This is a genomic window from Bacillus coahuilensis m4-4, from assembly GCF_000171615.1.
GTDB classification, from domain to species: Bacteria; Bacillota; Bacilli; order Bacillales; family Bacillaceae_K; genus Bacillus_T; species Bacillus_T coahuilensis.
Map to the genome: position 1 here is coordinate 39,715 of NZ_ABFU01000059.3, position 24,153 is coordinate 63,867.

The following is a 24,153-nucleotide window of genomic DNA, read 5'->3' on the forward strand; positions in this document are numbered from 1 at the left end:
AGGAAAGGGGAGATTTGAATGAATGTTTTAAGTTTATTAGGTTTTAAAGATTTTTATCAGTTCCTTGTTACTTGGATTGCTTCACTTTTTGGGATTGCAATTGCAAGTGGGAGAATGGATCAGTTTGCAAGTATGTTCTTGTTAATCTCATTGTTCACTGTTGCTGTTCTTGCCATTGATTACATAACACTATTTATGAATAAAGAAAGGGAAAAGAAAGATTTTGGTATGCCATTAGTCAAAGCATTCTGTTCTATTGCTATCTTTATGTTCTTCAGTGTAGGTTCAATGTTTGCAGCAGGAATAGATTCAATTACAGAAGGTGCTATGTACTATGTCACATGGGCTTATACAGGAATTGTAGTATCTGCTTATATGGTTCAACTACTTCAATTTGGGAGGAAGATTGGCTTACCCGGAATGGGGAAGATGATTGACATTGTAGAGAATGTATCCAGTATTTTTACAAAAAGAACAAAAAAATAACCTATACAAACATACGAGGAAGGTATGTGACTCAAAGCAGAGAGCCGATTTTAGGCTCTTTTTTGTTTTGAATAATAACTTTTGAAAGGAGTTGTTGTGAAATGAAGAGATCAGGAAATTTTATTGAAATGGATCGTAAGGAGTTTTTCGAATGGTTAATAAATGAAAAGGTGACTCGAAAGATTACTCACACTCAAGAACACCATACATATCAACCAGATTATGATGATTGTGGTAGATATTCTAACTTACAATTGGTTTTAAATATGTCTAATTATCACCGTAACACAAGAGGTTGGAGTGCTATTGCTCAACATATTACTACTTTTAAAGATGGGAAGATTGTTGTAGGTGAAAGAAGTTTTAATAGTAATCCTGCTGGTATTGCTGGACATAACTCTGGTGGTATCTGTATGGAGCATGTAGGGTATTTTGACAAAGGAAAAGATTCAATGACAGAGGAGCATAAAAAGACTATTGCTTTTGTTACTGCTGCCTTGCACTTTAAATTTAACCTTCCAGTTAATACTCAAACTTGTGTTTATCATACTTGGTTTGCTTCTAAGACTTGTCCCGGCACTAACTTTTTCGGAGGAAATACAAAGGCAGATGCTATAAAGTATTTCTATCCAGTGGTTGAAAAAGAATTAGCAGCAATGAAGGGTGTTTCCTACAAACCTACATCAGCACCTGCACCGAAACCTGCTCCAACTTCTAGTAAAGTAAATTCTTCTGTTACTCATATAGAAGTTATCACTGCTAGTTTGTGGACTTACAATTCTCCAGATTGGGACGACAAAGCAATAGTTGTCAATGATGGGGAAGTTTTTACTGTCACTGAAAAAATAAAAGTAGGTGGAGGTTACATGTATAAATTGAAGAGTGGTTTATATATTACTGCTAATGAAAAGTATGTAAAGCCAACCACTCTTAAAAAACAATCAGTAGAAAAGAAAAAGGAATTAGTTGAAGTCACAGTTAATTCTCTTTGGACTTATGCTTCTAAGGATTGGGACGATAAAGAACTTATTGTTCATAAAGGTGAAGTGTTTACTATTGTAGGTACATATAAGGTTGGTGGAGGAACAATGTATAAACTGAAATCAGGTCTATACATTACAGCCAACACTAAATATGTAAGAAAATTAAAGTAGATTCCCTACAAGATGACGATGGTTATATACTGCATTAGAATATGCAGCATAGTCCATTAGTCCGGGTGTCTATTTCATAACCCGTTGATAACTTACTTATCAACATTTATAAATGATTAATAACTTTTATAATCTTTATAATCAATAATTCCATTTTATAAGCCCTTTACAAGTGATTTGTAAGGGGCTTTATATATGGCTTATCAACATTTATAAATCATTATAACCATTATTAATGAAAGGAGTTGAATGCTAATGTTTACTGAAAGTGAAGTATATATTGCTGTTGGAGTAGTAATATCCCTAATTGTTCTCTTACTAAGTCCAACTGTAAGAGTTTATTTGAATAAATTCTATAACTTTTTGGTTGCTAAACTAGGAAAACAAACTGCAGATGCACTAAAATCTGTATTTCTTGCTGCTTTAAAGTTCCTTCCAGTAGTACTGGATAGACTAATTAAGTCTAAGAAACTAGGAAAAGTGGATAAAAAGGACGTTGAGGATATTAAGAAAGGCTATAAAAAAGGAAAAGATATTCTAAAATAAGCGAATAAATCTTCGATAGACAGTAGAAATATTTACTAACGACAGCCCAACTGGTTAGCATATAATACCGATTTTGGACAATCTATGAGACCGAATTTAATCCTGAAAAAAATCCATACAATAGCATGAGTGATAAGGAATGCTATTGTAAAAAATGATAAACGGAGCAGAATAACCGAATTAAACGACATTTAATGTTATTGCCCGAATTCCACTTTGAAAAAAATTATTTGAGGTATATGTAGAAATCGTATTTTCCTTTCAAATTTTCGATAAAAAACTTCATATTTTATGCAGAAAAAAGCAGGATTTACCCTTCTAGTCAACAAGTATTCAAGTGTAATAACTAAAAATAACTTATGAAAGGGTGATACACAAAAGGCAATTAAGACAAACACTCAACAGATTAGAAAAACATGCATTATCTATTTAAAACTAAAAAATTATTTGGAGGCTGATATTTATGACAGTATTGAAAGAAGTAGGACAGTTTATTTGGAGTAACCCAGAGGAAATCATTATGGCACTAGTAGCAATGACAATTATCTTTAATATCTTTTTCTTAATGAATTGGGTATTTAAGAAATTCATTGAACCTAAGTTAGACAGAAAAGCAGTAAGCATTGTAAAGCCATTATATAACTTCGCTGCAATTGCTACTTTGACAATTGGTATTCTTTCTATGTTTCAGTAAAGTAAGAGATTTATTCTCTTACTTTTTTTTATTTGTCTATAAATCATTTATCCTTCCATTTCGTAGATAAAAAAAAGGTAGGGAACTGAATCCCCACCTAATTGCTTACTACTTCAAACATATCCATTTGTTCATATATAACACTTGTATTATTTTGTTTCTTTTTATACTCTACAATCTTCCCTTTATTACTAATATAGTTATTTATAGCATTAGCCACGAACTCTGCTAATTTTACAGGAACTGCATTTCCTATCATTTGTTCGAGGTTCGTTTTGCTACCCTCAAATATAAAGTCTTTAGGGAAAGTTTGAAAGTAACTTCTTTCAATTGTAGTTAATGCACGGACTTCTTCTGGTTTAGCAGTGTCATTATGGTGTCCTTTATAACCACCCGGAACAGGTCTATTTACTCCTCGAATAGTTGGTGAAGGTTCATCTATACTAAATATTCCTCTACGGTTATAATTTCGAGGATGACGGTAGTAATGTTCTAATCCAAGACTATCCCCAAAGTATTCACGTGGTGTCATAGGTTTCTTACTTATTTTTTCCTCAATAAAAGGAATAAAGGCATCGTCTTTTCCACCTAATTCTCCAAATAAGAAGAATCTCTTTCGTTTTTGAGGTACTCCACATAGGGAGGCATCTAGTATTTTTGCTGACAAACCATAGCCAGCCTCTTTAAATATTTCTACTGCTCTCAGGTAAACGCTATATTTCTTGATTTGGTCAACGTTTTCCATAAGGAAATACTTTGGTTTTACATTTGCAATGATATTGGCATAGTCTGTTGTAAGGTTAGCATTTGCCTCTTCTTTACGTTTCCCTGCTGAAGAATAATCCTGACATGGAGGACCACCAATAATTATATCGGGGTTTAATTTTGAAAAATCATTATAATCCTTCACATCAGATAAATCATACTTACAGATAGGGTGTTGGAAATTCTTCCTATAAATATCGATTGCTTCGTCCCAATTTTCAAAGGCAGAAACTATTTCAAAACCAGCATTTTGAAAACCAAGTGACATTCCACCACAACCAGAAAATAAATCAATCACGCGCATTTTATTCACTCCTACTATTAATCAAAAATATCATTAGAAAAGTATATAGCCGCATCAAATCTTCTTTCAGGGCTTAACAGTAACTGACCATTTCCTAATATGATATTTTTCAATTCTTCTCTTTCAATTCTTGGTGTTAAAAGTTCTTCGCTTCTCATATACGGATTAGTTTTATTACCGTTAGAGGCGAATGCTTTATCTGTTTGATGATTAAAAGGCATAGTATAAATATCGTTACTATTTATTCTATCACGAATCGTAAATTGATGTAGTAAATAAAGTAACCAAATTAAGGCACGCGAGTATCGATCTACTTTTGAACGTCCTAACCCTATTGAATCAATAAAAAGTCTTGTCATTGCAAAATCAGACCAGACAAATAAATCAAGGCAGTTATCTGCTAATGCTGAAGATTTCCCGTTAGTTTTCCAAATAGGGTTCATTATCAACGGACTTTGTTTATCTAAATTCTGATTCAATATATTATTCAATGTATCTATTAAAGTAGGCATTAATTGAAGGAGTTCCTGCTCGTCTTTCCAGTCAGAAATATTATCAACTGCTGGTGCAAGTAAGGCCTCTAAATCTTCTTTATTATTTCTGTATATTTCTATAATGTTTATTGCAAGGTGGACAATTGTTACCGTTCTAATAACAATCTCACTTCCAAAATACTCTTCATTTTTATGGTGAGTAGCACTATCTGGAAGTGTAGTTAGTTTAACCTCATGATGTGAATAGCAATGATTTTGATTTAATGACTTTATAACTAAATCGCTTCTTAAGAAAGTATTATCTAGATTGTTGTGAGGAGTATAAATACCTTCAAATTCGTAATAAACATCCTCTAAATCTATACCCTCTGGCACTTTGAACAAATCACGAACAGTTATGTAGTCTTTACAAACATTAAAGTTCCCTTGATTATTTTCCAACTTTAAATAAACAGGATTGATTTCCTTGCTATTCATATAGCAGGCCAAAGAAGCAGGGAAACTACTATTAAATTGGTTCTTTCCCCAATTATCTTTACTTGTAAAATCTCTGTTTGAGTGCTTTAAGCCGAACAGAGCAGGTTGAATCTCTTCATTTTCCATAGTAACCTCCTTCCCCCGATATAAATATACGTTACATCAAATAGGAAAAAGGTTCCTACTTTTTTTTATTATAGCACTTGAAGATGATTAGATGCACGTTATTATAAATATAATAAGAATACGGAGGGATATTATGAAGTATTTAGGCAGKTAGTTTTGATTTTGGAGAATACCCATATGTCACGGATATGATGCATGACCATGCAAGGTGGTTCTTTAAGAAAGTTGATTGTTACCTGTTGGCTGATTTTGATTTAATTGATGTCTTTTTTAAATTTATAGATCGTACTACTTATAGTAGAGTAATAGTTTATGACTTAAAAGAACTAGGTGGTTGGGAAAACTTTAAATACTTTTCTAAACTGTGCCGTTCTTATAATCTTGAGTTTTCCATACTAAAGCAGGATATTCATTCAGATGTTGCTGTTGAACCTGACTATTTGCTAAATGTCATTTAATACCTTTACAATGATATTCAACTATAGTAAAATATTAATACGAACAAACATGCTATATATACTTTTACACTTAATATACTTTTTATATACGAAGAGTAATCTCTTCCTTTTACATTTTAAAGAAAAAATACATTAACTGAATAGGAACAAGTCTACACTTTTCTAGAGAGTGTAATGTTTCCTGTTGTTATGTATTTTTAAACTTTAATGTAGATGGAGGAGATTTTTTTATGAAAACATTTATGAGAACAGAACATTCAGTTGTACTTAAGGAAAAGATCACTGGAAAGAAAAAGTTTAGAATTGAGTTATTTCACAATAAAGGTGAAAACAAGGATGAAATGATTCATACATTAAAACTGTTTTGCTATATGGCTTATCTGCACAATGCAAGAACATTAGAGGATATGAAAGCAGCCGTAATAGATTATGGGTGTCCATACCTTATTGAAATACAAGAAGTAATTTAAATTAAGAATTTCTAATCATACTGATATGGTCTTTTATCTTTTATGATATCCTAATTTCAACAAACAAAAATAAAGGCCTAGATGTATAGTAAGACACTAATCACAATACTAATTCACAATACAATTCAGTAATACATACGGCCTCCAAAATGGAGGTAATACGTATGCAGCAATTATCAGCAATATTACAGGAAAATCCCACCCTGAAAGGACATATATTGTCTAACAGGGGAGGGGTTGTAATGTCAGTGCAGAGTCAAACTCAACCTCAAGAGGAAACAAAGACAGAAGAACAACCAGAACTGATAAAAGAAATAGAAGGTAAGTGTGGAACAATCGCAGTAATGAAACCTTCCCGTCCGATCAAGAAAACAGATGCAGACTTACACACACTTATTGCAAGAGTACTATTAATGAAGGAAAAGAGATTGGCAGAGGCTACTGGATAATTAAATCCAGTGGTCTTTTTTTATGGTTTTTGTATAATTACTATTGACAAACAGAAAAAATAGCCTGTATTTACTTTTTAGTATATATCATGTCACAACGAATGAACTGATCGTAGCTCATACAAATGAAACGGAGTATCGTTCATTTATTTCTAATAAAAAGAATGAAGCSCYTCATTCACGGATCATCGTTATGCCTGTACCATATAACTTGAGTGTCACGCAGGAAGAACGGATCTATGAGAAAATGATTCACGAAAGTGATGTAGCTGATGTTCACATTGCTCCACATACTCTTCGAGTGGCTGCCATGTTTACCATCCTAACTCGTTTAAAAGAACCAAAGCGCGGGGATATCGACTTTGTAAAGAAAATGCGCTTATATGACGGGGAAAACGTAGAAGGCTTTAATGCGGCAGATTTAGAAGAACTGAAAAAAGAATACCAGGATGAAGGAATGAGCGGAATTGATCCTCGTTATGTGATCAATCGAATCTCTTCAACCATCATCCGAAAAGATATGACCAGTATCAATGCACTGGATGTTCTTCGCTCACTAAAAGAAGGACTAGACCAGCATCCATCAATTACAAATGAACTACGTGAACGCTACCTAAACTTTATCTCTGTTGCTCGAAAAGAGTATGATGATATGGCGAAGAAGGAAGTTCAAAAAGCATTTGTATACTCGTATGAAGAATCTGCGAAAACACTTATGGATAATTACTTAGATAATGTTGAAGCCTACTGCAATAAGGCAAAGCTTCGTGATCCACTAACTGGAGAAGAGATTAATCCAGATGAGAAGCTGATGCGTTCAATAGAAGAACAAATTGGTATATCGGAAAATGCGAAAAAAGCCTTCCGAGAAGAAATCCTTATTCGCATCTCAGCGTACGCGCGTAAAGGAAAGAGATTTGATTACAATTCCCATGACCGTCTACGTGAAGCTATTCAGAAGAAACTGTTCGCTGATCTTAAGGATGTAGTGAAAATAACGACCTCAACGAAAACTCCAGATGAGCAGCAGCTGAAGAAAGTCAATGAAGTGGTCGCTCGTCTAATCGAAGAGCATGGATATAACTCAACGTCAGCGAATGAACTGTTAAGATATGTAGGAAGCTTATTAAATAGATAATAGAAGAAAATTAGTGATCGGAACCACTGTCCTGTACGTAATGTTACATTGGATAAGGGTTCCGATATTTTTTTCATTTAAACCATCTCATAAATAACCAACAATATTAATATTTATAAGATAATCCCTACAAGAAAGCTTGTCTATTTTTACTAGGCAAACGCACAATTATCTGAATTATTTGTAAATAATTCAGATTTTCTGCATAGTATAGAGTAATCCATCAACAAAGAAGCCGACCATCATTTTGACACTCGAAATAGTTTATGCGAGCTTCGTAGAAAACGTGAATGGAAACGGAAAAAAATTCCTAAGGAGGGGAAAAAGATGAGTAATACGGAAAACCATCAGTTTGTGATTTCTCAGGAAGACTGGTCCCTCCATCGCAAAGGTCATGATGATCAACAACGCCATCAAGAAAAAGTGCAAGATGCCATTAAAAATAATTTGCCAGACTTGATTACGGAAGAGAGTATTGTGATGTCAAAGGGACGTGACATGGTGAAGATACCGATTCGGTCACTGGATGAATATAAAATACGTTATAACTATGATAAAAATAAGCATGTTGGTCAAGGAGACGGTGAATCCCAAGTAGGCGATGTCGTAGCAAGAGACGGAAATCCACAGAAGGGACCTGGTCAAGGAGAAGGCGCGGGAGATCAGGCAGGGGAAGATTATTACGAAGCAGAAGTTTCCTTAATGGAGCTAGAAGAAGCCTTATTTAAAGAGCTTTCATTACCGAATTTAAAGAAAAAAGAACAAGATAATATTGTCGTTGAAAACATTGAATTTAACGATATTAGAAAAACAGGACTTATGGGCAATATCCACAAAAAACAAACCATGAAAGCCGCCTTCAAACGAAATGCACTGTCAGGAAATCCAGGGTTTCATCCTATAACCCGAGACGATTTGAAATTCAGAACATGGAATGAAATTGTGAAGCCAGAATCAAAAGCTGTAGTGCTCGCTATGATGGATACGTCAGGCTCAATGGGAGTATGGGAGAAATATATGGCGCGAAGCTTCTTCTTCTGGATGAATCGATTCTTAAAAACGAAATACGAAAAGGTGGATATAGAATTTATTGCTCATCACACAGAAGCGAAAGTGGTATCAGAAGAAGACTTCTTTTCTAAAGGAGAAAGTGGAGGGACGATCTGTTCATCCGCCTATAAAAAAGCATTAGAGCTAATTAACGACAAATACTCTCCAGAACGCTATAACATTTATCCCTTCCACTTCTCAGATGGAGATAACCTTACATCCGACAATGCTCGCTGTGTGAAGCTTGTTGAGGAACTAATAAAAGTATCGAGCATGTTTGGGTATGGGGAAGTGAACCAATACAACCGCCATTCGACACTCATGACCGCGTATAAAAATATTGACGACGAATTATTCCGCTACTTTATTCTAAAGAAAAAAGCCGATGTGTTCCATGCGCTGAAGAGTTTCTTCAGGGAAGAGGAAGAGAAGAAGATGTATGCATAAGAGAAACCAGCCGAGGGGCTGGTTTTTTATTTTTTAGCTGGTTCGTACGAAGGGGATGTTGGAGATTTTTAGGATATATTAAGATTTATTGTTTATTAGGAAGAAATCATATTACATAATAGAGTAGAAGGGTGAAAGTAACAGTTCTTCTAATCATCAACTGGACAGAGATAAAGTTATCTTTGAGAACAATTAATTATTACACTTGGTAACTGAATTATTGTAGTTGATTATCTGACGATGGACACAAAAGTAGATACACTTTAGTGTCAGTTTTTTTGACACAAAGATATATACAATCTTGTAAATAGACACAAAACTAGCAACAAAATTGATAAAAACATTAATGTTCTCTAAATTTAACTAATGGACCAAGTTTTTGGAAAAAAGATGATTTAATTGTATAACGATTCATAAATTATAGGTGGGATTTCTATTTTTCTTCCTTTTTTCTTTGCTTTCAAATTCTAATTAATAATGGAGGATATGAATGTTTCTACTTTTAAGACTCAGTTTTAAGGGGGCAATTGTTTATTAAACGATCGGGCACTTTAATGAATGATGGGCTAGACAAATATAAAGATTATGCTTCACAAGCCATTTGTGAGTTTTCAGTTCAGTCTATTTTAAAAATATGGAGGGGTAAAGCATGGGAGAGACAAAGCGAATCATTGGCTTTGATGTTGCAAGAGCGTTCGCGATATTTGGAATGGTCATAGTGAATTACAAAATCGCCATGAATGCAGAAGGAAATGGTCCGTATTGATTAGAATCCTTTATGAGAGACTTTGAAGGGCGGGCTGCCGCTATTTTCGTTATAGTAGCAGGTGTAGGAGTTTCACTAATGACGAAAGGTTCAAGAGAAACGAATGATATGCAAATCGTAAGAGAGGACAGGAAATCGCTCTGGAAAGGATCAGTGTTTCTGTTAGTTCTTGGGTTTTTACTCATTCTTTTAGGTTGGACAGCGGATATTCTTCACTATTATGCATTCTATTTATTTTTAGGAAGTTTCTTTATCACCTCCTCTACACGTGTTTTAATCATCTCTGCAATCTTTCTCCTCGTTCTCTCACAAACTTCTTTACTAGTACTCGATTACACAAAAGGATGGGATAGTAGTTTTACTGAATATGAAACCTTCTGGACATTTGCAGGCTTCGTGAGAAACTTGTTATTTAACGGGTATCACCCTATTTTCCCGTGGTTTTTCTTTATATTAATGGGAATGATCTTGGGTAGATTAGATTTTACTTCCATAAAAGTAAGGCGATACCTACTAATAGGTTCAAGTGTTGGGGCAATTGTATTTGAGCTTTTATCCTCCATTTTCATATTACTTACCCAGGATGAAGTAGGGCTAGAGATTGCTGAATTCCTATTCTTAACGAAGCCGATGCCACCAAATTTCTTCTATATGATTTCAAGTTCTTGTACAGGGGTTTTTATTATTACGCTCTGTATTATAATTTCAGAAAAATTTAAAGAGACGAAAGCTGTTCAATCATTCATCTATACTGGCCAGCTTGCGTTAACTATTTATGTTTCTCACTTCCTTTTATTGTTTATTTTTGATGGTTTTGGGCTATTGGATCATGCTTCTTTGGTTTTTGTAGTAACATCCTCGTGTTGGTTCTTTATTGGGGCAATCGTGTTTTCTAGACTATGGAGAAAAAGATATAAACGAGGTCCAATTGAGTTGTTAATGCGAAGAGTGAGTGGATAATTACTCTTCATCAATGGCTAATAGTAATTGATACAGTTGAAAAGTAAAAGCTAATAGGAAAACTCTGCGTTTGTCTTTTTATTTTTCGTGAATGAAAATGGCTACTATACGAAAAAATTGAAATAATGGTAAATAAGATCTTCTGAACAGGAGGGTGCCTATGAAACTTACATTTAAAAGGATTCAGATGAATGAATTAGAACAATGCAGGGGCTTATGTAATGAGTTAATGAACYTTCMAAAATYTAAAGSGTATWTTACGSCGGAACGATTTGATACGATGAATTTTGACACAAGAATGATCCCTTCTGTGGCGAATGCAACTCACAATTTTGTAGTCATAGTCAAAGACGGAAGTGAGCCTGTAGGATATGTATATGCCAATATTTCACCAAAGAAAGTGTATTCTAGTAGCTTTGCGACGTTTTTTGATTTAACGTCCGTTGAAGGAAGTGAGGTAGGGTGTTTATCTCAATTTTACATAAAAGAAGAATATCGTATGTTTGGGATTGGATCTATGCTGTATTCGATGTGCATTCAGTGGTTAAGTGAGTTTGAGGTGCAGGACTATTTTGTTTTTGTTTCAAACGGAAACGAAGAGGCTTTAGAGTTTTATAAACATAAAGGGTTCTATGAAAGTCATGACATTTTAAATAGGTTTATTACCGTTCTGAGAACAGACAAACAAGGGATACAACAAATGGTACAGTCATTAAAAGGTATGAAAGGCTGGAAAGAGGTTGATTAAGGGCGTTAATCATTTCTGTTTTTCTGTATCTGATCTAGATCTCTCTATTACATTTTATGAAAGAGTATTGGAAGCAAGGTTGTTGGTAAAGGGGAGAAGTACTGCATACTTTGATTTAAACGGCATCTGGCTTGCATTGAATGTTGAAAAGGATATTCCTCGAAATGAAATAAACGAATCATATACTCATATTGCTTTTACAGTAGAAGAGAATGATTTGAACATCCTGCATAAAAGGTTAATAGACTGGAATGTTTCAATACTACAAGGAAGAGATCGAGACGAGAAAGATAGGAATTCGATTTATTTTGCAGATCCAGATGGGCACAAGTTTGAGTTTCATAGTGGGACGTTAGAGGAGAGAGTAGAATTTTATAAAAATAGAAAAAAACATATGGAGTTTTATTAATACCAGGTGATGATTAGGAGGAAAGAATGAAGGTTTACTCGTTTAAGAAAGAGAATGGAAAGAAAATCAGAAAATTTGATTCGAATTTTGTTATGTCTAAAATAGCACATACCAAAACAGCTACTCATATAGGATGTATGCATTTAGACGAAAAGGGAATCATTGGCTATCACAAGGCGGTCATCCCACAAATCCTTCATGTTGTAAGTGGGGAGGGGGAAGTTCGTGGTGAAATAGACGAGTATGTGAAAGTTGAGGAAGGAGATGCGATTTACTGGGAGAAGGGTGAATGTCATGAAACCAGAACAGAGAAAGGCTTAACAGCCATCGTGATGGAGAATGAGGACTTGGAAAGCGGGGTAATTGTTAGGTGAAAATAGAGAAGTGAAAAATATTTTGGTATAACATTTACAGAAATGAGTCTATTTTAAAAGGAATCTTGTTCATAACCTATAAGATTATTTCAAAATTCTATAACTTTTGACTTTTATTGACGACTAACATAGTATAGAAGTAGATTGTAAAACACCCTCTTTTCCTATCGAAGAGGTTGTTTTCACCCGAGCAATACAAACGGTTGCATGATACAAAGTGTTTGAATAGGCATTAAGAAGAGACGGAAGAAAACCGACAACCTTTGGTATGGATTGTTCCATTCTTCAAGATTGTCGGTATTTTTATGAGGATTTTTGTGAAACCTTGTATACGAAGTGCACTCTATCTATGGATGTAGGAACGATGTTAACGGCAACTACTCTATTTAATGTATTCATGAGTTGGGAGGAAGCTTATCATGACAGAACGAACAAAGATAACGATTGCCAAAGGGGACGGGATCGGACCTGAAATTATGGACGCAACCCTTAAAATACTAGAGCATGCAGGGGCACGTCTTGATCCTGAATTTATTGAAGTAGGAAAGAAAGTGTACTTAGCTGGAAATTCTGCCGGAATCCCTGATGAGGCATGGGAATCTTTACGTAGAACAAAGCTATTATTCAAAGGACCGATTACAACTCCACAAGGTGGAGGATATAAAAGCTTAAATGTCACGATTCGTAAAACACTTGGTTTGTATGCAAACGTTCGCCCAAACATTTCATATGCTCCGTTTATAGAAACTAAACATCCTGACATGGATCTTGTTATTATTCGTGAGAATGAGGAAGATCTTTATGCTGGAATTGAACATCAGCAAACTCCTGAAGTGGTTCAATGTCTGAAATTAATTACACGCCCAGGATCTGAGAAGATTATTCGTTATGCATTTGAATATGCGGTGAAGAATAACCGCAAAAAGGTTACGTGTATGACAAAGGATAATATCATGAAGTTGACTGATGGACTTTTCCATAAAGTATTTAATGAAGTGGCTAAGGAATATCCTACCATCGAAGCAGACCACAGTATTATTGATATTGGGATTGCGAGGATTGCAGATAGCCCACAAAACTTCGATGTCATCGTCATGCCGAATTTATATGGTGATATTGCATCGGATGTGGCTGCTCAAATCACAGGTAGCGTAGGACTAGCTGGGTCAGCGAACATTGGAGATCAAGTTGCAATGTTTGAAGCTATTCATGGTAGTGCACCGGATATTGCAGGAAAAGGCATTGCGAACCCATCTGGATTAATTCATGCTTCTGTTATGATGCTTGTTCATATTGGACAACCTGATGTCGCGACAACCATCCATAATGCTTGGTTAAAAACGCTGGAGGATGGCGTTCTAACGAAAGAGCTGACGAAGGATGGGAGTGGTGTTGGTACATCGGAGTTTACAGAAGCGGTGATTGCTCGTTTAGGACAGAAGCCTTCTGTCTATCAACCGGTACACTATCAAGAAATCCCACCAAGTGAGGAAGATACGTTTAAACTGGACCCAGTGGTGAAAAATCGTCCAGCACCAAAGGTTGAACGTAAGTTAGATGGAGTTGATGTTTTCCTTTATAGTGATACGCACACGCCAGATGAACTTGGACAAACCCTTGAACAATTAGCTGGTGATGAGTTCGAACTAGCGATTATTACGAATCGTGGAGTGAAAGTTTATCCTAACGGATTCCCTGAAACGTTTAGCACAGATCACTGGAGATGTCGTTTTCAGATGAAAAATGCTGGGGGAACCGTTACAAATGGTGATATTATAGGGTTGCTAAGCCGTATTGAAGATGCTGGCTTAGATTTTATCAAAACAGAGAACCTTTATCGTTTTGATGGGGAAAGAGGCTATTCGTTAGGACAGGGGCAGTAAGTCTTTAATTAATGTATATATGCTAATAAGCTGTTCCATTTAATCTGGGGCAGCTTTTCTTGGTGTATATGGACTTGAGTTCAAGAAAAGAATGCGTGTAATCGGACGGTACGTTATAAAAATGGAAGGGGAAGGAAAGATGACGTTTACAATCCAAACCATGGCCCAAGAACAAGCAGAGGAAATCGCCTACAATTGGCATTATGAACAGGAATATGATTTTTATGATATGGAGGCAGATAACGAGGATTTAGAGGAGTTTCTAAATCCTGTCACTCGCGGGAACAATATGTTCTCTGTATCAGAAGATAACGTTTTGGTGGGATTTTTAAGTGTTAGTGAAGAAACCCTCTCTACTTTTGAGATTGGCCTAGGCATGAGACCAGATTTAACTGGGCAGGGAATGGGGCAGAACTTTTTAGTAGGATGTATAGAATTTGTTCAGAAGAAATTTTCACCAAGAATCCTAACATTATCTGTTGCCACGTTCAATCAACGAGCCATCAAAGTATATAAAAGGTGGGATTCAAAGAGATTGAGGTCTTTATGCAAGAAACGAATGGGAGTCAATTTGAATTTGTAAAAATGGCATATGAATTGAAAAAGAAATAGTTTTATTGTTTACTAGCAGGAGAATTGTATTTATAGGTTATAGGTTTTTTAATCAGGGAAACGATAATTAGGAAAGAAGAAAAGGAGGAAGCAGAATGAAGTTAACTGGAAAGAAAGTTCTTCAAATTGTAAGCGATGATTTTGAGGATTTAGAATTATGGTATCCCGTGCTGCGTCTACGTGAAGAAGGGGCGATTGTAGATCTTGCGGGTGAGGAAGCTGATAAAACTTATGTAGGAAAATACGGGGTACCTGTTGTATCCGATCTTGCTTTTAAGGATGTTTCCATTGAAGAGTATGATGCCTTACTTGTTCCAGGTGGTTGGTCGCCAGATAAGTTAAGACGATACGACGAAGTGTTACATATGGTGAAAACTATGGATGAAAAGCAAAAACCAATCGGTCAGATTTGCCATGCAGGCTGGGTGTTAATTTCTGCTGATATTTTACGAGGTAGAAAAGTAACGAGTACGCCAGGAATTAAGCATGATATGATGAACGCTGGTGCTACTTGGGTAGATGAAGCGGTTGTCGTAGATGGACATATTATTTCAAGTCGCCGCCCACCAGATTTACCGGATTATATGAGAGTGTTTATTGAAGAAATGGGTAAAATGTAAGAATGTAAAATGAGTTTTGGTCATTCCAACAGGTTGGAGTGGCTTTTTTTATGGGGAAGAGGGAATTTTCACCTTTTAATTATTTTTGGGTAAATGGACAAGCGTTATGGGCAATTACGGGTGGCTTATGGGCAAAATTTTAAAAATACGGGCAAATTATAGGATGTTACGGGCATTTAAAAGGAAATACTGGCAAATCCCTACAATTCTTCAAAATTCTCCAATTCCCTCAGCTGACAACTCAAACTTCCCATTTTACATACCATAGCGGGGTATGGTAACCTATGATTAGAGGTGATGAAATGACGGCAGACTTATCAAATCCAAATGAACATTCACTAATTAAGCAAGAAGAAATAGATGTAATGAGTCCACATTGTGAGGACGAAAGAAGAAGTCATCATTCTGATCAAGTGAAGAAAAATTTAGTTACCCGATTAAATCGGATTGAAGGTCAGATTAGAGGAATTAAAGGCTTGATTGAACGAGATACGTACTGCGATGATGTGATCACACAGATTTCTGCTACGCAGTCTGCTTTGAATAGTGTGGCAAAGCTCTTGCTTGAGGGGCATATGAAGACATGCATTGCGGAACGCATTCAAGAGGGCGATAGTGAAGCCATTGATGAAGTACTTGTAACGATACAAAAATTAATGAAAAAATAAGGAGTTGTTACACATGACAAAAGATATCCTAACGGTGGAAGGCATGAGCTGCGGACATTGTGTGAAAGCAGTAGAAGATAGTGTTGGAAAGCTTTCAGGAGTGAAAGAGGTAAAGGTTCACTTGAAGAGAAGAAAGTAGAAGTAGAATATGATGCAGGTCAAGTTCGTTTAGAAACCATTAAAGAAACAATTGATGATCAAGGGTATGATGTTCAATAATTCACTGTGCTACTAAGCGCAGTTTTCTTTTACAAAGTACTATACCCCATATAGGTATGGAGGCGAAAACAATGGCGAATACTAGTCAGGAAACAACGGTTGATGTAACGGGGATGACATGTGCTGCTTGTGCTACTCGTATTGAAAAAGGGTTAAATAAGCTTTCAGGCGTAGAGAAGGCGACTGTGAATCTTGCGTTAGATCGAGCTTCTATAAGATACAACCCTGAAGAGCTGAGCCCACGAGAGATCTATCAAAAGATACAAGACCTTGGGTATGATGTGAAACTAGAACAGACGGACTATACCATTACGGGGATGACGTGTGCCGCTTGCTCTGCTCGTATCGAAAAAGTATTAAACAAACAGCCTGGTATCGAACAAGCGACGGTGAACTTAGCCCTTGAAACGGCAACGGTACATTATCATTCAGGAATGATATCTTCACAGGATATTATGAAAAAAGTGGATGATTTAGGATATAAAGCGACTGAGAAAAACGAGGAACTACAGCGATCAAATGATCATAGAGAAGAGGCGATTAAGAAGCAGCAACAAAAGTTCATTATTTCACTACTTCTTTCACTTCCTCTACTATGGACGATGGTTGGGCATTTTGGATTCCTATCCTTTTTGCCTCTGCTTGAAATATTGATAAATCCTTGGGTTCAAATGGCGCTTGCGACACCAGTACAGTTCTTTATTGGGAAGCAATTTTATGTGGGAGCGTATAAGGCGTTAAAGAATAAGAGTGCCAATATGGATGTGTTAGTGGCACTTGGTACGTCAGCTGCTTATTTTTATAGTGTGTATCTTGCGGTTGAATCGATTGGGCACGAAGGACATCCTATGGGATTGTATTTTGAAACAAGTGCCATTCTTATCACTCTAATATTGCTTGGTAAGCTATTTGAAGCTAGGGCTAAGGGGCGTTCATCCGAAGCAATAAAAAAACTAATGGGCTTACAGGCGAAACATGCGACAGTTGAGCGAAATGGGCAGGAAATGATCCTACCAATTGAAGAAGTGCTTGTAGGGGACATCCTTCATGTAAAGCCTGGAGAAAGAATACCAGTAGACGGGGAAGTGACAGAAGGTCAATCGGCTATGGATGAGTCCATGATCACTGGAGAAAGTATTCCCGTTGATAAGCATCCAGGTGACAATGTGATTGGTGCAACCATTAATAAAAACGGCTTTATTAAAATGAAAGCAACAAAAGTAGGAAAAGATACGGCCCTTGCCCAAATTATTAAAGTAGTAGAGGATGCACAAGGATCAAAGGCACCCATTCAGAGAATGGCAGACACGATATCTGGTGTGTTTGTTCCCATAGTTGTTGGGATTGCGGTCATAACGTTCTTGATTTGGTTCCTTTGGATTGATCCTGGGAATTTTGCTAGTAGCTTAGAAAAGCTCATTGCGGTTCTAGTGATTGCGTGTCCTTGTGCACTGGGTCTCGCCACACCGACGTCGATTATGGCAGGATCTGGTAGAGCGGCGGAGTATGGCATCCTGTTTAAAGGTGGGGAACACCTTGAAATACTCATAGGGTGACGACCGTTGTAGTAGATAAAACAGGAACGGTTACAACGGGAGCCGGTTTTAACAGATGTTAAAGTAGCAGGGGATTTTACTGAAGCCTCTCTATTACAACTTGTCGGCTCCGCGGAGAAGTCATCTGAACATCCTCTTGCAAAGGCAATGGTTCAAGGGGTGTTAGATAAAGAAATCACGATTCAGGAGAATAAGGAGTTTGAGTCCATCCCTGGATTTGGAGTCAGGGCGATCGTGAACGGTCAACAGGTTGCCGTGGGCACGGTTCGGTTTATGGAGCAACTTAATGTAGAGATCTCAACTATTTTACATGATAAAGAGGTATTGGAGTCTGAAGGGAAGACGGTAATGATCGTTGCAGTGGATTCAGTGTATGCTGGGTTGATAGCAGTCGCAGATACAATGAGAAGTACATCAAAAGATGCCATCCTCCGGTTAAAGGAGATGGGAATAGAGGTCATCATGATTACTGGAGATAATCAGCGGACAGCTGATTCCATTGCGAGAGAGGCCGGAATTGATGTTGCGATAGGTGACGTGTTACCAGAAGGGAAAGCAGCAGAAGTGAAAAAATTGCAACAGCAGGGTAAAGTGGTCGCAATGGTCGGAGACGGAATTAATGATGCGCCTGCCTTAGCTGTAGCTGACATCGGCATGGCGATTGGGACTGGAACGGATGTGGCAATGGAAGCAGCTGATATTACTCTTATTCGTGGGGAACTTGGTAGTATTGCCGACGCCCTTTGGATGAGTAAGAAAACGATAACGAATATTAAACAAAATTTGTTCTGGGCATTTGCCTACAATACTTTAGGAATTCCGTTAGCGGCTTTAGGCTTACTTGCCCCTTGGGTTGCAGGAGCAGCTATGGCGTTTAGTTCTGTTTCCGTTGTGCTGAATTCGTTAAGGCTACAACGAGTTAAACTGTAAACATCCGTTAAAAAGTGTATAATCTTATAGGGACTAGTCAAGAGAAGGAACTTCCTTCTCTTTTTTAATAAACTAATATAGGCGTTCATTTTCTGTCCCTTTATGTATGGGTAGACTAAATAGTAAAAAATTATTAACTCTTTATATAGAAAGGTGCTTGTTCACATGATGAGTTTTAATATAAAAGAAGAATTAAGTAACATACTTTCGAGACAAAAAGTAAAAAGAAAACGAACCATTATCACATTATACCTTTACAAAAACAGGCGGCAATGCAGATTACCTTGTGTTACCGACAACCTATGAAGAAGTACAAAACTTAGTGAAATATACAAATGAACAAAATATCCCTTTTACCATCCTAGGTAATGGATCTAATTTAATTGTAAGAGACGGTGGAATCCGTGGAGTTGTTCTCGTCCTCACTCAAATGGACAGCATCACACTTGAAGATAACAAAATTATTGCGCAGAGTGGTGCAACCATAATTGATACGTCTCGTTATGCTCTTGCTCACCATTTAACAGGCTTAGAATTTGCCTGCGGAATTCCAGGTACGGTTGGTGGAGCCGTCTATATGAATGCTGGTGCTTATGGGGGGGAAGTGAAGGATGTATTAGTATCTGCCCTTGTATTAACTCCAGATGGGGTGTTAAAAACCTTACGTAATGAAGAGCTTGAACTAGAGTATCGCAGCAGTATTATTCCTAAGGAAAACCTATTAGTGTTAGAAGCAACGTTTGAATTAAGGGAAGGCGAAGTGGATCAAATCCAAGCGAAGATGGATGAGCTTACGTATTTGCGCGAATCTAAGCAACCATTAGAATATCCGTCATGTGGTAGTGTATTTAAACGACCACCTGGATTGTTTGCTGGAAAATTAATTCAAGACAGTGGCCTTCAAGGAAAAACGATTGGTGGCGTTCAAGTGTCAACAAAGCATGCAGGATTTATGGTGAACGTGAATAACGGAACGGCAACAGATTACTTGAACTTAATTGAGTTTGTACAAAATACCGTTCATGAAAAGTTTGGGGTCATGCTTGAGACAGAAGTAAAAGTTATTGGTGAATATTTAGAGAGTGAAACCAAATAGGCTAACTTGAAAAACGCAGAAGAAACGATTCTTCTGCGTTTTTGTTATAAGGTTTAATTTGTAAAATCTCTTTCTGATATGGATGTAGGTACATCCCAAATATAATAGTTTCTAGAATACTGTCTCGTTTCTATGGTGATGAGTTCATCGTCCTTCTCAAATATAAAGCCAGATCCCATTTGATCTTTGAACTTCCATCCTTTGTTTTCCATATAATCTTTTAGAGCACTGTAAGGATCCTCGCTATCAAACCCAGTAATATATCTTCCTTTTTTTGTTGGTTTTTACTTATTTTTTCTATAGGGGCTATTATTCCATTCGTATGTGGCGATTGCATTTAAGTATGGTACAGGATTGCCTTCTTGTGTTAGAGCACTAGCGGACCTTTCAGTGAGGCAAAGAAATGCAATGAATACGGTAAAGACAATCACTTTAATTCATCTCATATCATACAGCTCCCAACAGTTCGTGACTAGTTATAGTAAGTTTACTGTTAAATTCTACTAATAGGTAGACAAAAACCAACTGTGGATTAAATATACCTCTGAAATATGTAGTGGTTTTAATTTTCAAACAATTTGTCAATCTATTGCCATAAACATATAAGTATATTATTATATGTTTAACAACAGATTACGAAGGGGGGACCTCCATGATAAATGAACAAACGTATGTGGATATGGAGAAGTCGGCTATGGTTCTAAAGCTTCTTGGAGATAAAACAAGGTTATCGATGGTTAAAATGCTTGATACAAACGATTGTTGTGTGTGTGAGTTTGTGGCTATTTTTAACGCAAGTCAGCCAGCGATTAGTCAACATATACGTAAATTAAAAGATGTAGGCATTGTGAAAGAAGAGAGAAAGGGTCAATGGGTTATGTTTTCACTCAATAAAGAAAGCAAATACTATCCAATGATCTCAAGCATCCTACTTCATGTTCCAGATCAAAGCGACAGAATTAAAGAATTAGAAGAGCAAGGTTTGCGAATATCTTGCGATTAATCGGAGGACGAGTATGGTTTCAACTATTCTAGCTTCACTTATCTTCATTTTGACTCTTACCCTAGTCATTTGGCAGCCGAAGGGATTATCGATTGGATGGTCAGCTTGCGGAGGAGCAGTATTAGCTATCCTTGTAGGGGTTGTAGATTTTCAAGATGTTCTAGACGTAACTTCAATCGTTTGGAATGCAACGTTAGCGTTTATCGCGATTATTATTATTTCTCTTATATTAGATGAAATTGGCTTTTTTGAATGGTCTGCTCTTCATATGGCACGTGCAGCAAAAGGTAACGGCATTCGCATGTTCGTATATGTGACCATTTTAGGTGCATTAGTCGCTGCCTTCTTTGCGAATGATGGAGCTGCACTGATTTTAACACCCATTGTTCTAGCGATGGTACGAAGCTTAAACTTTAACGAGAAATGGTCTTCCCGTTCATTATGGCGAGTGGATTTATTGCTGATACAACAAGCTTACCACTTGTAGTAAGTAACCTTGTGAATATTGTATCTGCGGACTTTTTTGAGATTGGATTCGTGGAATATGCTTCACGTATGATCATTCCTAACTTCTTTTCGTTAGCAGCGAGTGTTCTTGTTCTTTTCCTATTCTTCCGTAAAAGTATTCCTAGCAAATATGATATGTCTCAATTGAAAGAACCGAAAGAAGCGATACAAGATGAGAAGATGTTCAAACTTTCGTGGATCGTATTAGGAATCTTACTAGTTGGTTATTTTATTAGTGAATTCATTTCGGTTCCTGTATCCTTTATCGCAGGTTTAGTGGCGATTTTCTTTTTACTGATGGCGAGAAGAAGTTCTGCAGTTGATACGAAGACCGTCATTAAAGGGGCACCATGGGCTATCGTGTTTTTCTCAATAGGAATGTATGTTGTGGTTTATGGTCTAAGAAATGTGGGGTTAACAGATGTGCTTAGCGAAGTCATCCAAGCAACCGCAGATCAGGGGCTGTTTGCAGCAACGATTGGGATGGGATTCATTGCAGCCATCCTATCATCTGTTATGAATAATATGCCAACGGTTATGATTGATGCTCTTGCGATTGCTGATACTAATACCACAGGCATGATCAGAGAAGCGTTAATATACGCAAATGTCATTGGTTCTGACTTAGGACCAAAAATTACACCGATTGGTTCATTAGCAACATTACTATGGTTACACGTTCTTTCATTAAAAGGAGTTAAAATTTCCTGGGGAACGTATTTTAAAACTGGTTTAGTTTTAACCATTCCAACGTTATTCATTACACTTGTTGGATTGTATATTTGGTTATTGATCATACATTAATTCACACTACATTCTAAAGGAGAGATTTTATTATGAGTAAAAAAACAATTTATTTCTTATGTACTGGGAACTCTTGCCGCAGCCAAATGGCTGAAGGTTGGGCGAAGAAGCACTTAGGTGATGAGTGGGTAGTTAAAAGTGCAGGACTAGAAGCACATGGGTTAAATCCAAATGCAGTGAAAGCTATGGAAGAAGCTGGAGTAGATATCTCCAATCAAACGTCTGATGTGATTGACAATGAAATTTTAAATCACGCCGATTTAATCGTAACATTATGTGGACATGCGGCAGATAATTGCCCTGTAACACCACCGCACATTAAACGAGTACATTGGGGGTTCGATGACCCAGCGAAAGCGGAAGGAACGGAAGAAGAGAAGTGGGCGTTCTTCCAGCGCGTTCGCGATGAGATTGGCGAGCGTATTGAACGTTTTGCAAAAACTGGAGAATAAGTTATGTGAAAGAGCTAGGTTGTATCACCAAATGGTGGTATAATCTGGCTTTTTCTTTTATAGAGTGTGAGGAGAGGGGAAGAAGTATGCGATTGGATTGCGTGCACAATTCACTGGTAAGAAGAGAGAGGGCTTAGGGATCATTCCAGTGCCAAGCCTACATACTATAATAAAAAAGCTAGCTCACAATACTTTACCTTATCCCCCACCCGTAACTAGCAGGTACGATTGTTGTGCATGAGCGAAAAAAGAAAAAAAGTACCAAATCTCGGTTAGATAAAGAGTTAGAGCGAAGGTCTATTACTACGTCCTCACTTGACATTAGTGAATGGGAAGTGAAACAGTTTAAAGAAAAGGATTGGAACCTTCTGAGCGTCTATGCAAAAAGGTTTTTGTCGTTGCCACCTGCACAACGAACTTTACGAACGAATCAGTTGGCGAACATCTTTTTATCAAAAGTGGATCTAGAAGTAGGAAAATTAACTGAAGAACAAAAAGAAGAGGCTCTCCTTTCACTATATCTATGGTTAAAAGAGGAATGGGAGTATGATTTTTAGTCAGCCTAAGTGGGTTGGTCTTTTTTTATTTAGTTTTGGGAACTCTAACATTGTTGGACACATTGTAAAGTGGAGGGTCACTATGGCAAAATCACTGAGGATTTGGAAGATTTTTATTCTTAGTACAGTCTTCATTCTTTTCCTGGTGGGAACTCACCTGAAGATTAAAGCGAATAAGATGGATATTAAGGATGTAGAATATGTGAAATCTGAAAAAGAAAAAAATTGCGAGTTAGAGGTGGCCATTTATAATGACTTTGAGTTAGAGGGTTATGAAAATTCAACTCGTTATTACTACAATCGAATCGATTTAAATGGAGATGATAAGCTTGAAACATTTGTATATTTAACAGGGCCTTTTGTATGTGGTACAGGAGGGTGTAGTGGAGCTATATATGAAATGGACGATGGTGAATACAAAATGGTCACAAGGTTTTCTTTAGTTCGAACCCCAATCATCGTCATGAATTCGTTTACAAATGAATGGAGAGATATTGTCATGTATGTGTCCGGAGGGGGAGTTGAAGGGGAGTATCGCCTATTGCGATTTAGTGGGAGTGGTTATCCATCTAACCCTTCCATTGTAGAAGCCATTGAGGAGGATTCCATTTTTGGTACAGGAATTATAAGTGACACCATCAGTTCCACAAGCGGACTTGACATAACTTGTACTTCGAAAGAATGAGAGTTTTACTTTTATCCAAGGGGGGTATACATCTACTATACTTGTTTCTAATTTAAAGGATGTGTAACTATGGATAAACATGAAAATGTTGTAATAAAAAGAGAAGAAGAAAAAAATTCTAGTATGGTAGCCTCTACATTCATTAAATATGCAGCCTACCTCATTATTTTCTTTGGGATTATCTGGTTTTTAATTAACTATGTGTGGCCAGTATTCTCTTAATGTCCTCTATACTATCCCATTAAC

At 36.8% G+C, this 24,153-nt stretch carries 23 protein-coding genes and 5 pseudogenes; 26 read left to right on the forward strand and 2 right to left on the reverse strand.

Annotated features, from left to right (window positions below; all coding sequences use genetic code 11):
• The first annotated feature begins 18 nt into the window (after positions 1-18).
• The 4 genes from M44_RS15155 (at position 19) to M44_RS15170 (ending at position 2,880) form a co-directional block, all read left to right on the forward strand.
• On the forward strand, positions 19-486 hold the full coding sequence (locus tag M44_RS15155; protein WP_010174901.1) for a hypothetical protein: 468 nt from the start codon (positions 19-21) through the stop codon (positions 484-486).
• Positions 487-587: 101 nt separating this feature from the next.
• Positions 588-1,640, forward strand: a complete 1,053-nt coding sequence (locus tag M44_RS25540) for a DUF5776 domain-containing protein (protein WP_010174902.1) — start codon at positions 588-590, stop codon at positions 1,638-1,640.
• Positions 1,641-1,895: 255 nt separating this feature from the next.
• Positions 1,896-2,186, forward strand: a complete 291-nt coding sequence (locus tag M44_RS15165; protein ID WP_010174903.1) for a hypothetical protein — start codon at positions 1,896-1,898, stop codon at positions 2,184-2,186.
• 463 nt (positions 2,187-2,649) lie between these two features.
• The gene (locus tag M44_RS15170) at positions 2,650-2,880 is read left to right on the forward strand and encodes a hypothetical protein (RefSeq protein WP_010174904.1); all 231 of its coding nucleotides are present in this window, start codon (positions 2,650-2,652) and stop codon (positions 2,878-2,880) included.
• A 97-nt stretch (positions 2,881-2,977) separates the two neighbouring features.
• Here the strand turns inward: M44_RS15170 and M44_RS15175 are convergent, their stop codons facing one another.
• Entirely contained in the window at positions 2,978-3,949 is a 972-nt protein-coding gene (locus M44_RS15175) for a DNA cytosine methyltransferase (RefSeq protein WP_010174905.1), read from the reverse strand.
• Between the two features lie 17 nt (positions 3,950-3,966).
• Positions 3,967-5,046, reverse strand: coding sequence for a HindVP family restriction endonuclease (locus M44_RS15180; RefSeq protein WP_010174907.1), 1,080 nt, complete (start codon positions 5,044-5,046; stop codon positions 3,967-3,969).
• A gap of 239 nt (positions 5,047-5,285) precedes the next feature.
• Between M44_RS15180 and M44_RS15185 the strand changes: the two genes are divergently transcribed.
• From M44_RS15185 to M44_RS27530, 22 genes and pseudogenes are all read left to right on the forward strand, one after another.
• A complete protein-coding gene (locus M44_RS15185; RefSeq protein ID WP_162013681.1) occupies positions 5,286-5,504 on the forward strand; it encodes a hypothetical protein in 219 nt (72 codons plus the stop codon).
• A 230-nt stretch (positions 5,505-5,734) separates the two neighbouring features.
• Complete coding sequence (locus M44_RS15190; RefSeq protein WP_010174911.1) at positions 5,735-5,974, forward strand: hypothetical protein; 240 nt, start codon at positions 5,735-5,737, stop codon at positions 5,972-5,974.
• A 242-nt stretch (positions 5,975-6,216) separates the two neighbouring features.
• The gene (locus M44_RS23630; RefSeq protein ID WP_155814978.1) at positions 6,217-6,423 is read left to right on the forward strand and encodes a hypothetical protein; all 207 of its coding nucleotides are present in this window, start codon (positions 6,217-6,219) and stop codon (positions 6,421-6,423) included.
• Between the two features lie 91 nt (positions 6,424-6,514).
• Positions 6,515-7,561: pseudogene (locus M44_RS23635) on the forward strand (protein prkA); the annotation flags it as partial.
• 327 nt (positions 7,562-7,888) lie between these two features.
• On the forward strand, positions 7,889-9,058 hold the full coding sequence (gene yhbH / locus M44_RS15200) for a sporulation protein YhbH (protein WP_010174918.1): 1,170 nt from the start codon (positions 7,889-7,891) through the stop codon (positions 9,056-9,058).
• Positions 9,059-9,836: 778 nt separating this feature from the next.
• Entirely contained in the window at positions 9,837-10,784 is a 948-nt protein-coding gene (locus M44_RS23640; RefSeq protein WP_050771002.1) for a DUF418 domain-containing protein, read from the forward strand.
• A gap of 280 nt (positions 10,785-11,064) precedes the next feature.
• Positions 11,065-11,532 (forward strand): GNAT family N-acetyltransferase, encoded by a 468-nt coding sequence (locus M44_RS15210; RefSeq protein WP_237705308.1) that lies wholly within the window; start codon positions 11,065-11,067, stop codon positions 11,530-11,532.
• Positions 11,525-11,941, forward strand: coding sequence for a metallothiol transferase FosB (gene fosB, locus M44_RS15215; protein WP_010174926.1), 417 nt, complete (start codon positions 11,525-11,527; stop codon positions 11,939-11,941). The genes M44_RS15210 and fosB overlap by 8 nt, the downstream gene beginning before the upstream one ends.
• A gap of 26 nt (positions 11,942-11,967) precedes the next feature.
• The gene (locus M44_RS15220; RefSeq protein WP_010174927.1) at positions 11,968-12,315 is read left to right on the forward strand and encodes a cupin domain-containing protein; all 348 of its coding nucleotides are present in this window, start codon (positions 11,968-11,970) and stop codon (positions 12,313-12,315) included.
• Positions 12,316-12,734: 419 nt separating this feature from the next.
• Positions 12,735-14,198 (forward strand): NADP-dependent isocitrate dehydrogenase, encoded by a 1,464-nt coding sequence (locus M44_RS15225; RefSeq protein WP_010174932.1) that lies wholly within the window; start codon positions 12,735-12,737, stop codon positions 14,196-14,198.
• 139 nt (positions 14,199-14,337) lie between these two features.
• Positions 14,338-14,810, forward strand: a pseudogene (locus tag M44_RS23645) (GNAT family N-acetyltransferase).
• Positions 14,811-14,905: 95 nt separating this feature from the next.
• Positions 14,906-15,430 carry a type 1 glutamine amidotransferase domain-containing protein gene (locus tag M44_RS15235; protein WP_010174936.1) on the forward strand — a complete coding sequence of 175 codons (525 nt, stop codon included), beginning with the start codon at positions 14,906-14,908 and terminating at the stop codon, positions 15,428-15,430.
• A 365-nt stretch (positions 15,431-15,795) separates the two neighbouring features.
• Entirely contained in the window at positions 15,796-16,098 is a 303-nt protein-coding gene (locus M44_RS15245) for a metal-sensitive transcriptional regulator (RefSeq protein ID WP_040365476.1), read from the forward strand.
• Between the two features lie 13 nt (positions 16,099-16,111).
• A pseudogene (gene copZ / locus M44_RS23650) lies at positions 16,112-16,317 on the forward strand (copper chaperone CopZ).
• 71 nt (positions 16,318-16,388) lie between these two features.
• Positions 16,389-18,803: pseudogene (locus M44_RS23655) on the forward strand (heavy metal translocating P-type ATPase).
• 286 nt (positions 18,804-19,089) lie between these two features.
• Entirely contained in the window at positions 19,090-19,899 is an 810-nt protein-coding gene (gene murB, locus M44_RS23660) for a UDP-N-acetylmuramate dehydrogenase (RefSeq protein ID WP_010174947.1), read from the forward strand.
• A gap of 652 nt (positions 19,900-20,551) precedes the next feature.
• Complete coding sequence (locus M44_RS15270; protein ID WP_010174951.1) at positions 20,552-20,902, forward strand: ArsR/SmtB family transcription factor; 351 nt, start codon at positions 20,552-20,554, stop codon at positions 20,900-20,902.
• Between the two features lie 13 nt (positions 20,903-20,915).
• Positions 20,916-22,213: pseudogene (locus tag M44_RS23665) on the forward strand (arsenic transporter).
• Positions 22,214-22,245: 32 nt separating this feature from the next.
• Positions 22,246-22,665: an arsenate reductase (thioredoxin) gene (gene arsC, locus M44_RS15280; RefSeq protein WP_010174952.1), complete on the forward strand. Its 420-nt coding sequence runs from the start codon at positions 22,246-22,248 to the stop codon at positions 22,663-22,665.
• A gap of 233 nt (positions 22,666-22,898) precedes the next feature.
• Positions 22,899-23,222, forward strand: a complete 324-nt coding sequence (locus M44_RS23670) for a hypothetical protein (protein ID WP_010174953.1) — start codon at positions 22,899-22,901, stop codon at positions 23,220-23,222.
• 82 nt (positions 23,223-23,304) lie between these two features.
• Positions 23,305-23,907, forward strand: coding sequence for a hypothetical protein (locus tag M44_RS25545; RefSeq protein WP_155814979.1), 603 nt, complete (start codon positions 23,305-23,307; stop codon positions 23,905-23,907).
• A gap of 69 nt (positions 23,908-23,976) precedes the next feature.
• Complete coding sequence (locus M44_RS27530) at positions 23,977-24,129, forward strand: hypothetical protein (RefSeq protein ID WP_010174955.1); 153 nt, start codon at positions 23,977-23,979, stop codon at positions 24,127-24,129.
• The last annotated feature ends 24 nt before the right edge of the window (positions 24,130-24,153 follow it).

What these genes read in the sequence shown, in the direction of transcription:
- M44_RS15155 (WP_010174901.1), top strand. Translation starts at nt 19, where the DNA reads ATGAATGTTTTAAGTTTATTAGGTTTTAAAGATTTTTATCAGTTCCTT.
- M44_RS25540 (WP_010174902.1), top strand. Translation starts at nt 588, where the DNA reads ATGAAGAGATCAGGAAATTTTATTGAAATGGATCGTAAGGAGTTTTTC.
- M44_RS15165 (WP_010174903.1), top strand. Translation starts at nt 1,896, where the DNA reads ATGTTTACTGAAAGTGAAGTATATATTGCTGTTGGAGTAGTAATATCC.
- M44_RS15170 (WP_010174904.1), top strand. Translation starts at nt 2,650, where the DNA reads ATGACAGTATTGAAAGAAGTAGGACAGTTTATTTGGAGTAACCCAGAG.
- M44_RS15175 (WP_010174905.1), bottom strand. Translation starts at nt 3,949, where the DNA reads ATGCGCGTGATTGATTTATTTTCTGGTTGTGGTGGAATGTCACTTGGT.
- M44_RS15180 (WP_010174907.1), bottom strand. Translation starts at nt 5,046, where the DNA reads ATGGAAAATGAAGAGATTCAACCTGCTCTGTTCGGCTTAAAGCACTCA.
- M44_RS15190 (WP_010174911.1), top strand. Translation starts at nt 5,735, where the DNA reads ATGAAAACATTTATGAGAACAGAACATTCAGTTGTACTTAAGGAAAAG.
- M44_RS23630 (WP_155814978.1), top strand. Translation starts at nt 6,217, where the DNA reads ATGTCAGTGCAGAGTCAAACTCAACCTCAAGAGGAAACAAAGACAGAA.
- yhbH (WP_010174918.1), top strand. Translation starts at nt 7,889, where the DNA reads ATGAGTAATACGGAAAACCATCAGTTTGTGATTTCTCAGGAAGACTGG.
- M44_RS23640 (WP_050771002.1), top strand. Translation starts at nt 9,837, where the DNA reads ATGAGAGACTTTGAAGGGCGGGCTGCCGCTATTTTCGTTATAGTAGCA.
- M44_RS15210 (WP_237705308.1), top strand. Translation starts at nt 11,065, where the DNA reads ATGAATTTTGACACAAGAATGATCCCTTCTGTGGCGAATGCAACTCAC.
- M44_RS15220 (WP_010174927.1), top strand. Translation starts at nt 11,968, where the DNA reads ATGAAGGTTTACTCGTTTAAGAAAGAGAATGGAAAGAAAATCAGAAAA.
- M44_RS15225 (WP_010174932.1), top strand. Translation starts at nt 12,735, where the DNA reads ATGACAGAACGAACAAAGATAACGATTGCCAAAGGGGACGGGATCGGA.
- M44_RS15235 (WP_010174936.1), top strand. Translation starts at nt 14,906, where the DNA reads ATGAAGTTAACTGGAAAGAAAGTTCTTCAAATTGTAAGCGATGATTTT.
- M44_RS15245 (WP_040365476.1), top strand. Translation starts at nt 15,796, where the DNA reads ATGAGTCCACATTGTGAGGACGAAAGAAGAAGTCATCATTCTGATCAA.
- M44_RS15270 (WP_010174951.1), top strand. Translation starts at nt 20,552, where the DNA reads ATGATAAATGAACAAACGTATGTGGATATGGAGAAGTCGGCTATGGTT.
- arsC (WP_010174952.1), top strand. Translation starts at nt 22,246, where the DNA reads ATGAGTAAAAAAACAATTTATTTCTTATGTACTGGGAACTCTTGCCGC.
- M44_RS25545 (WP_155814979.1), top strand. Translation starts at nt 23,305, where the DNA reads ATGGCAAAATCACTGAGGATTTGGAAGATTTTTATTCTTAGTACAGTC.
- M44_RS27530 (WP_010174955.1), top strand. Translation starts at nt 23,977, where the DNA reads ATGGATAAACATGAAAATGTTGTAATAAAAAGAGAAGAAGAAAAAAAT.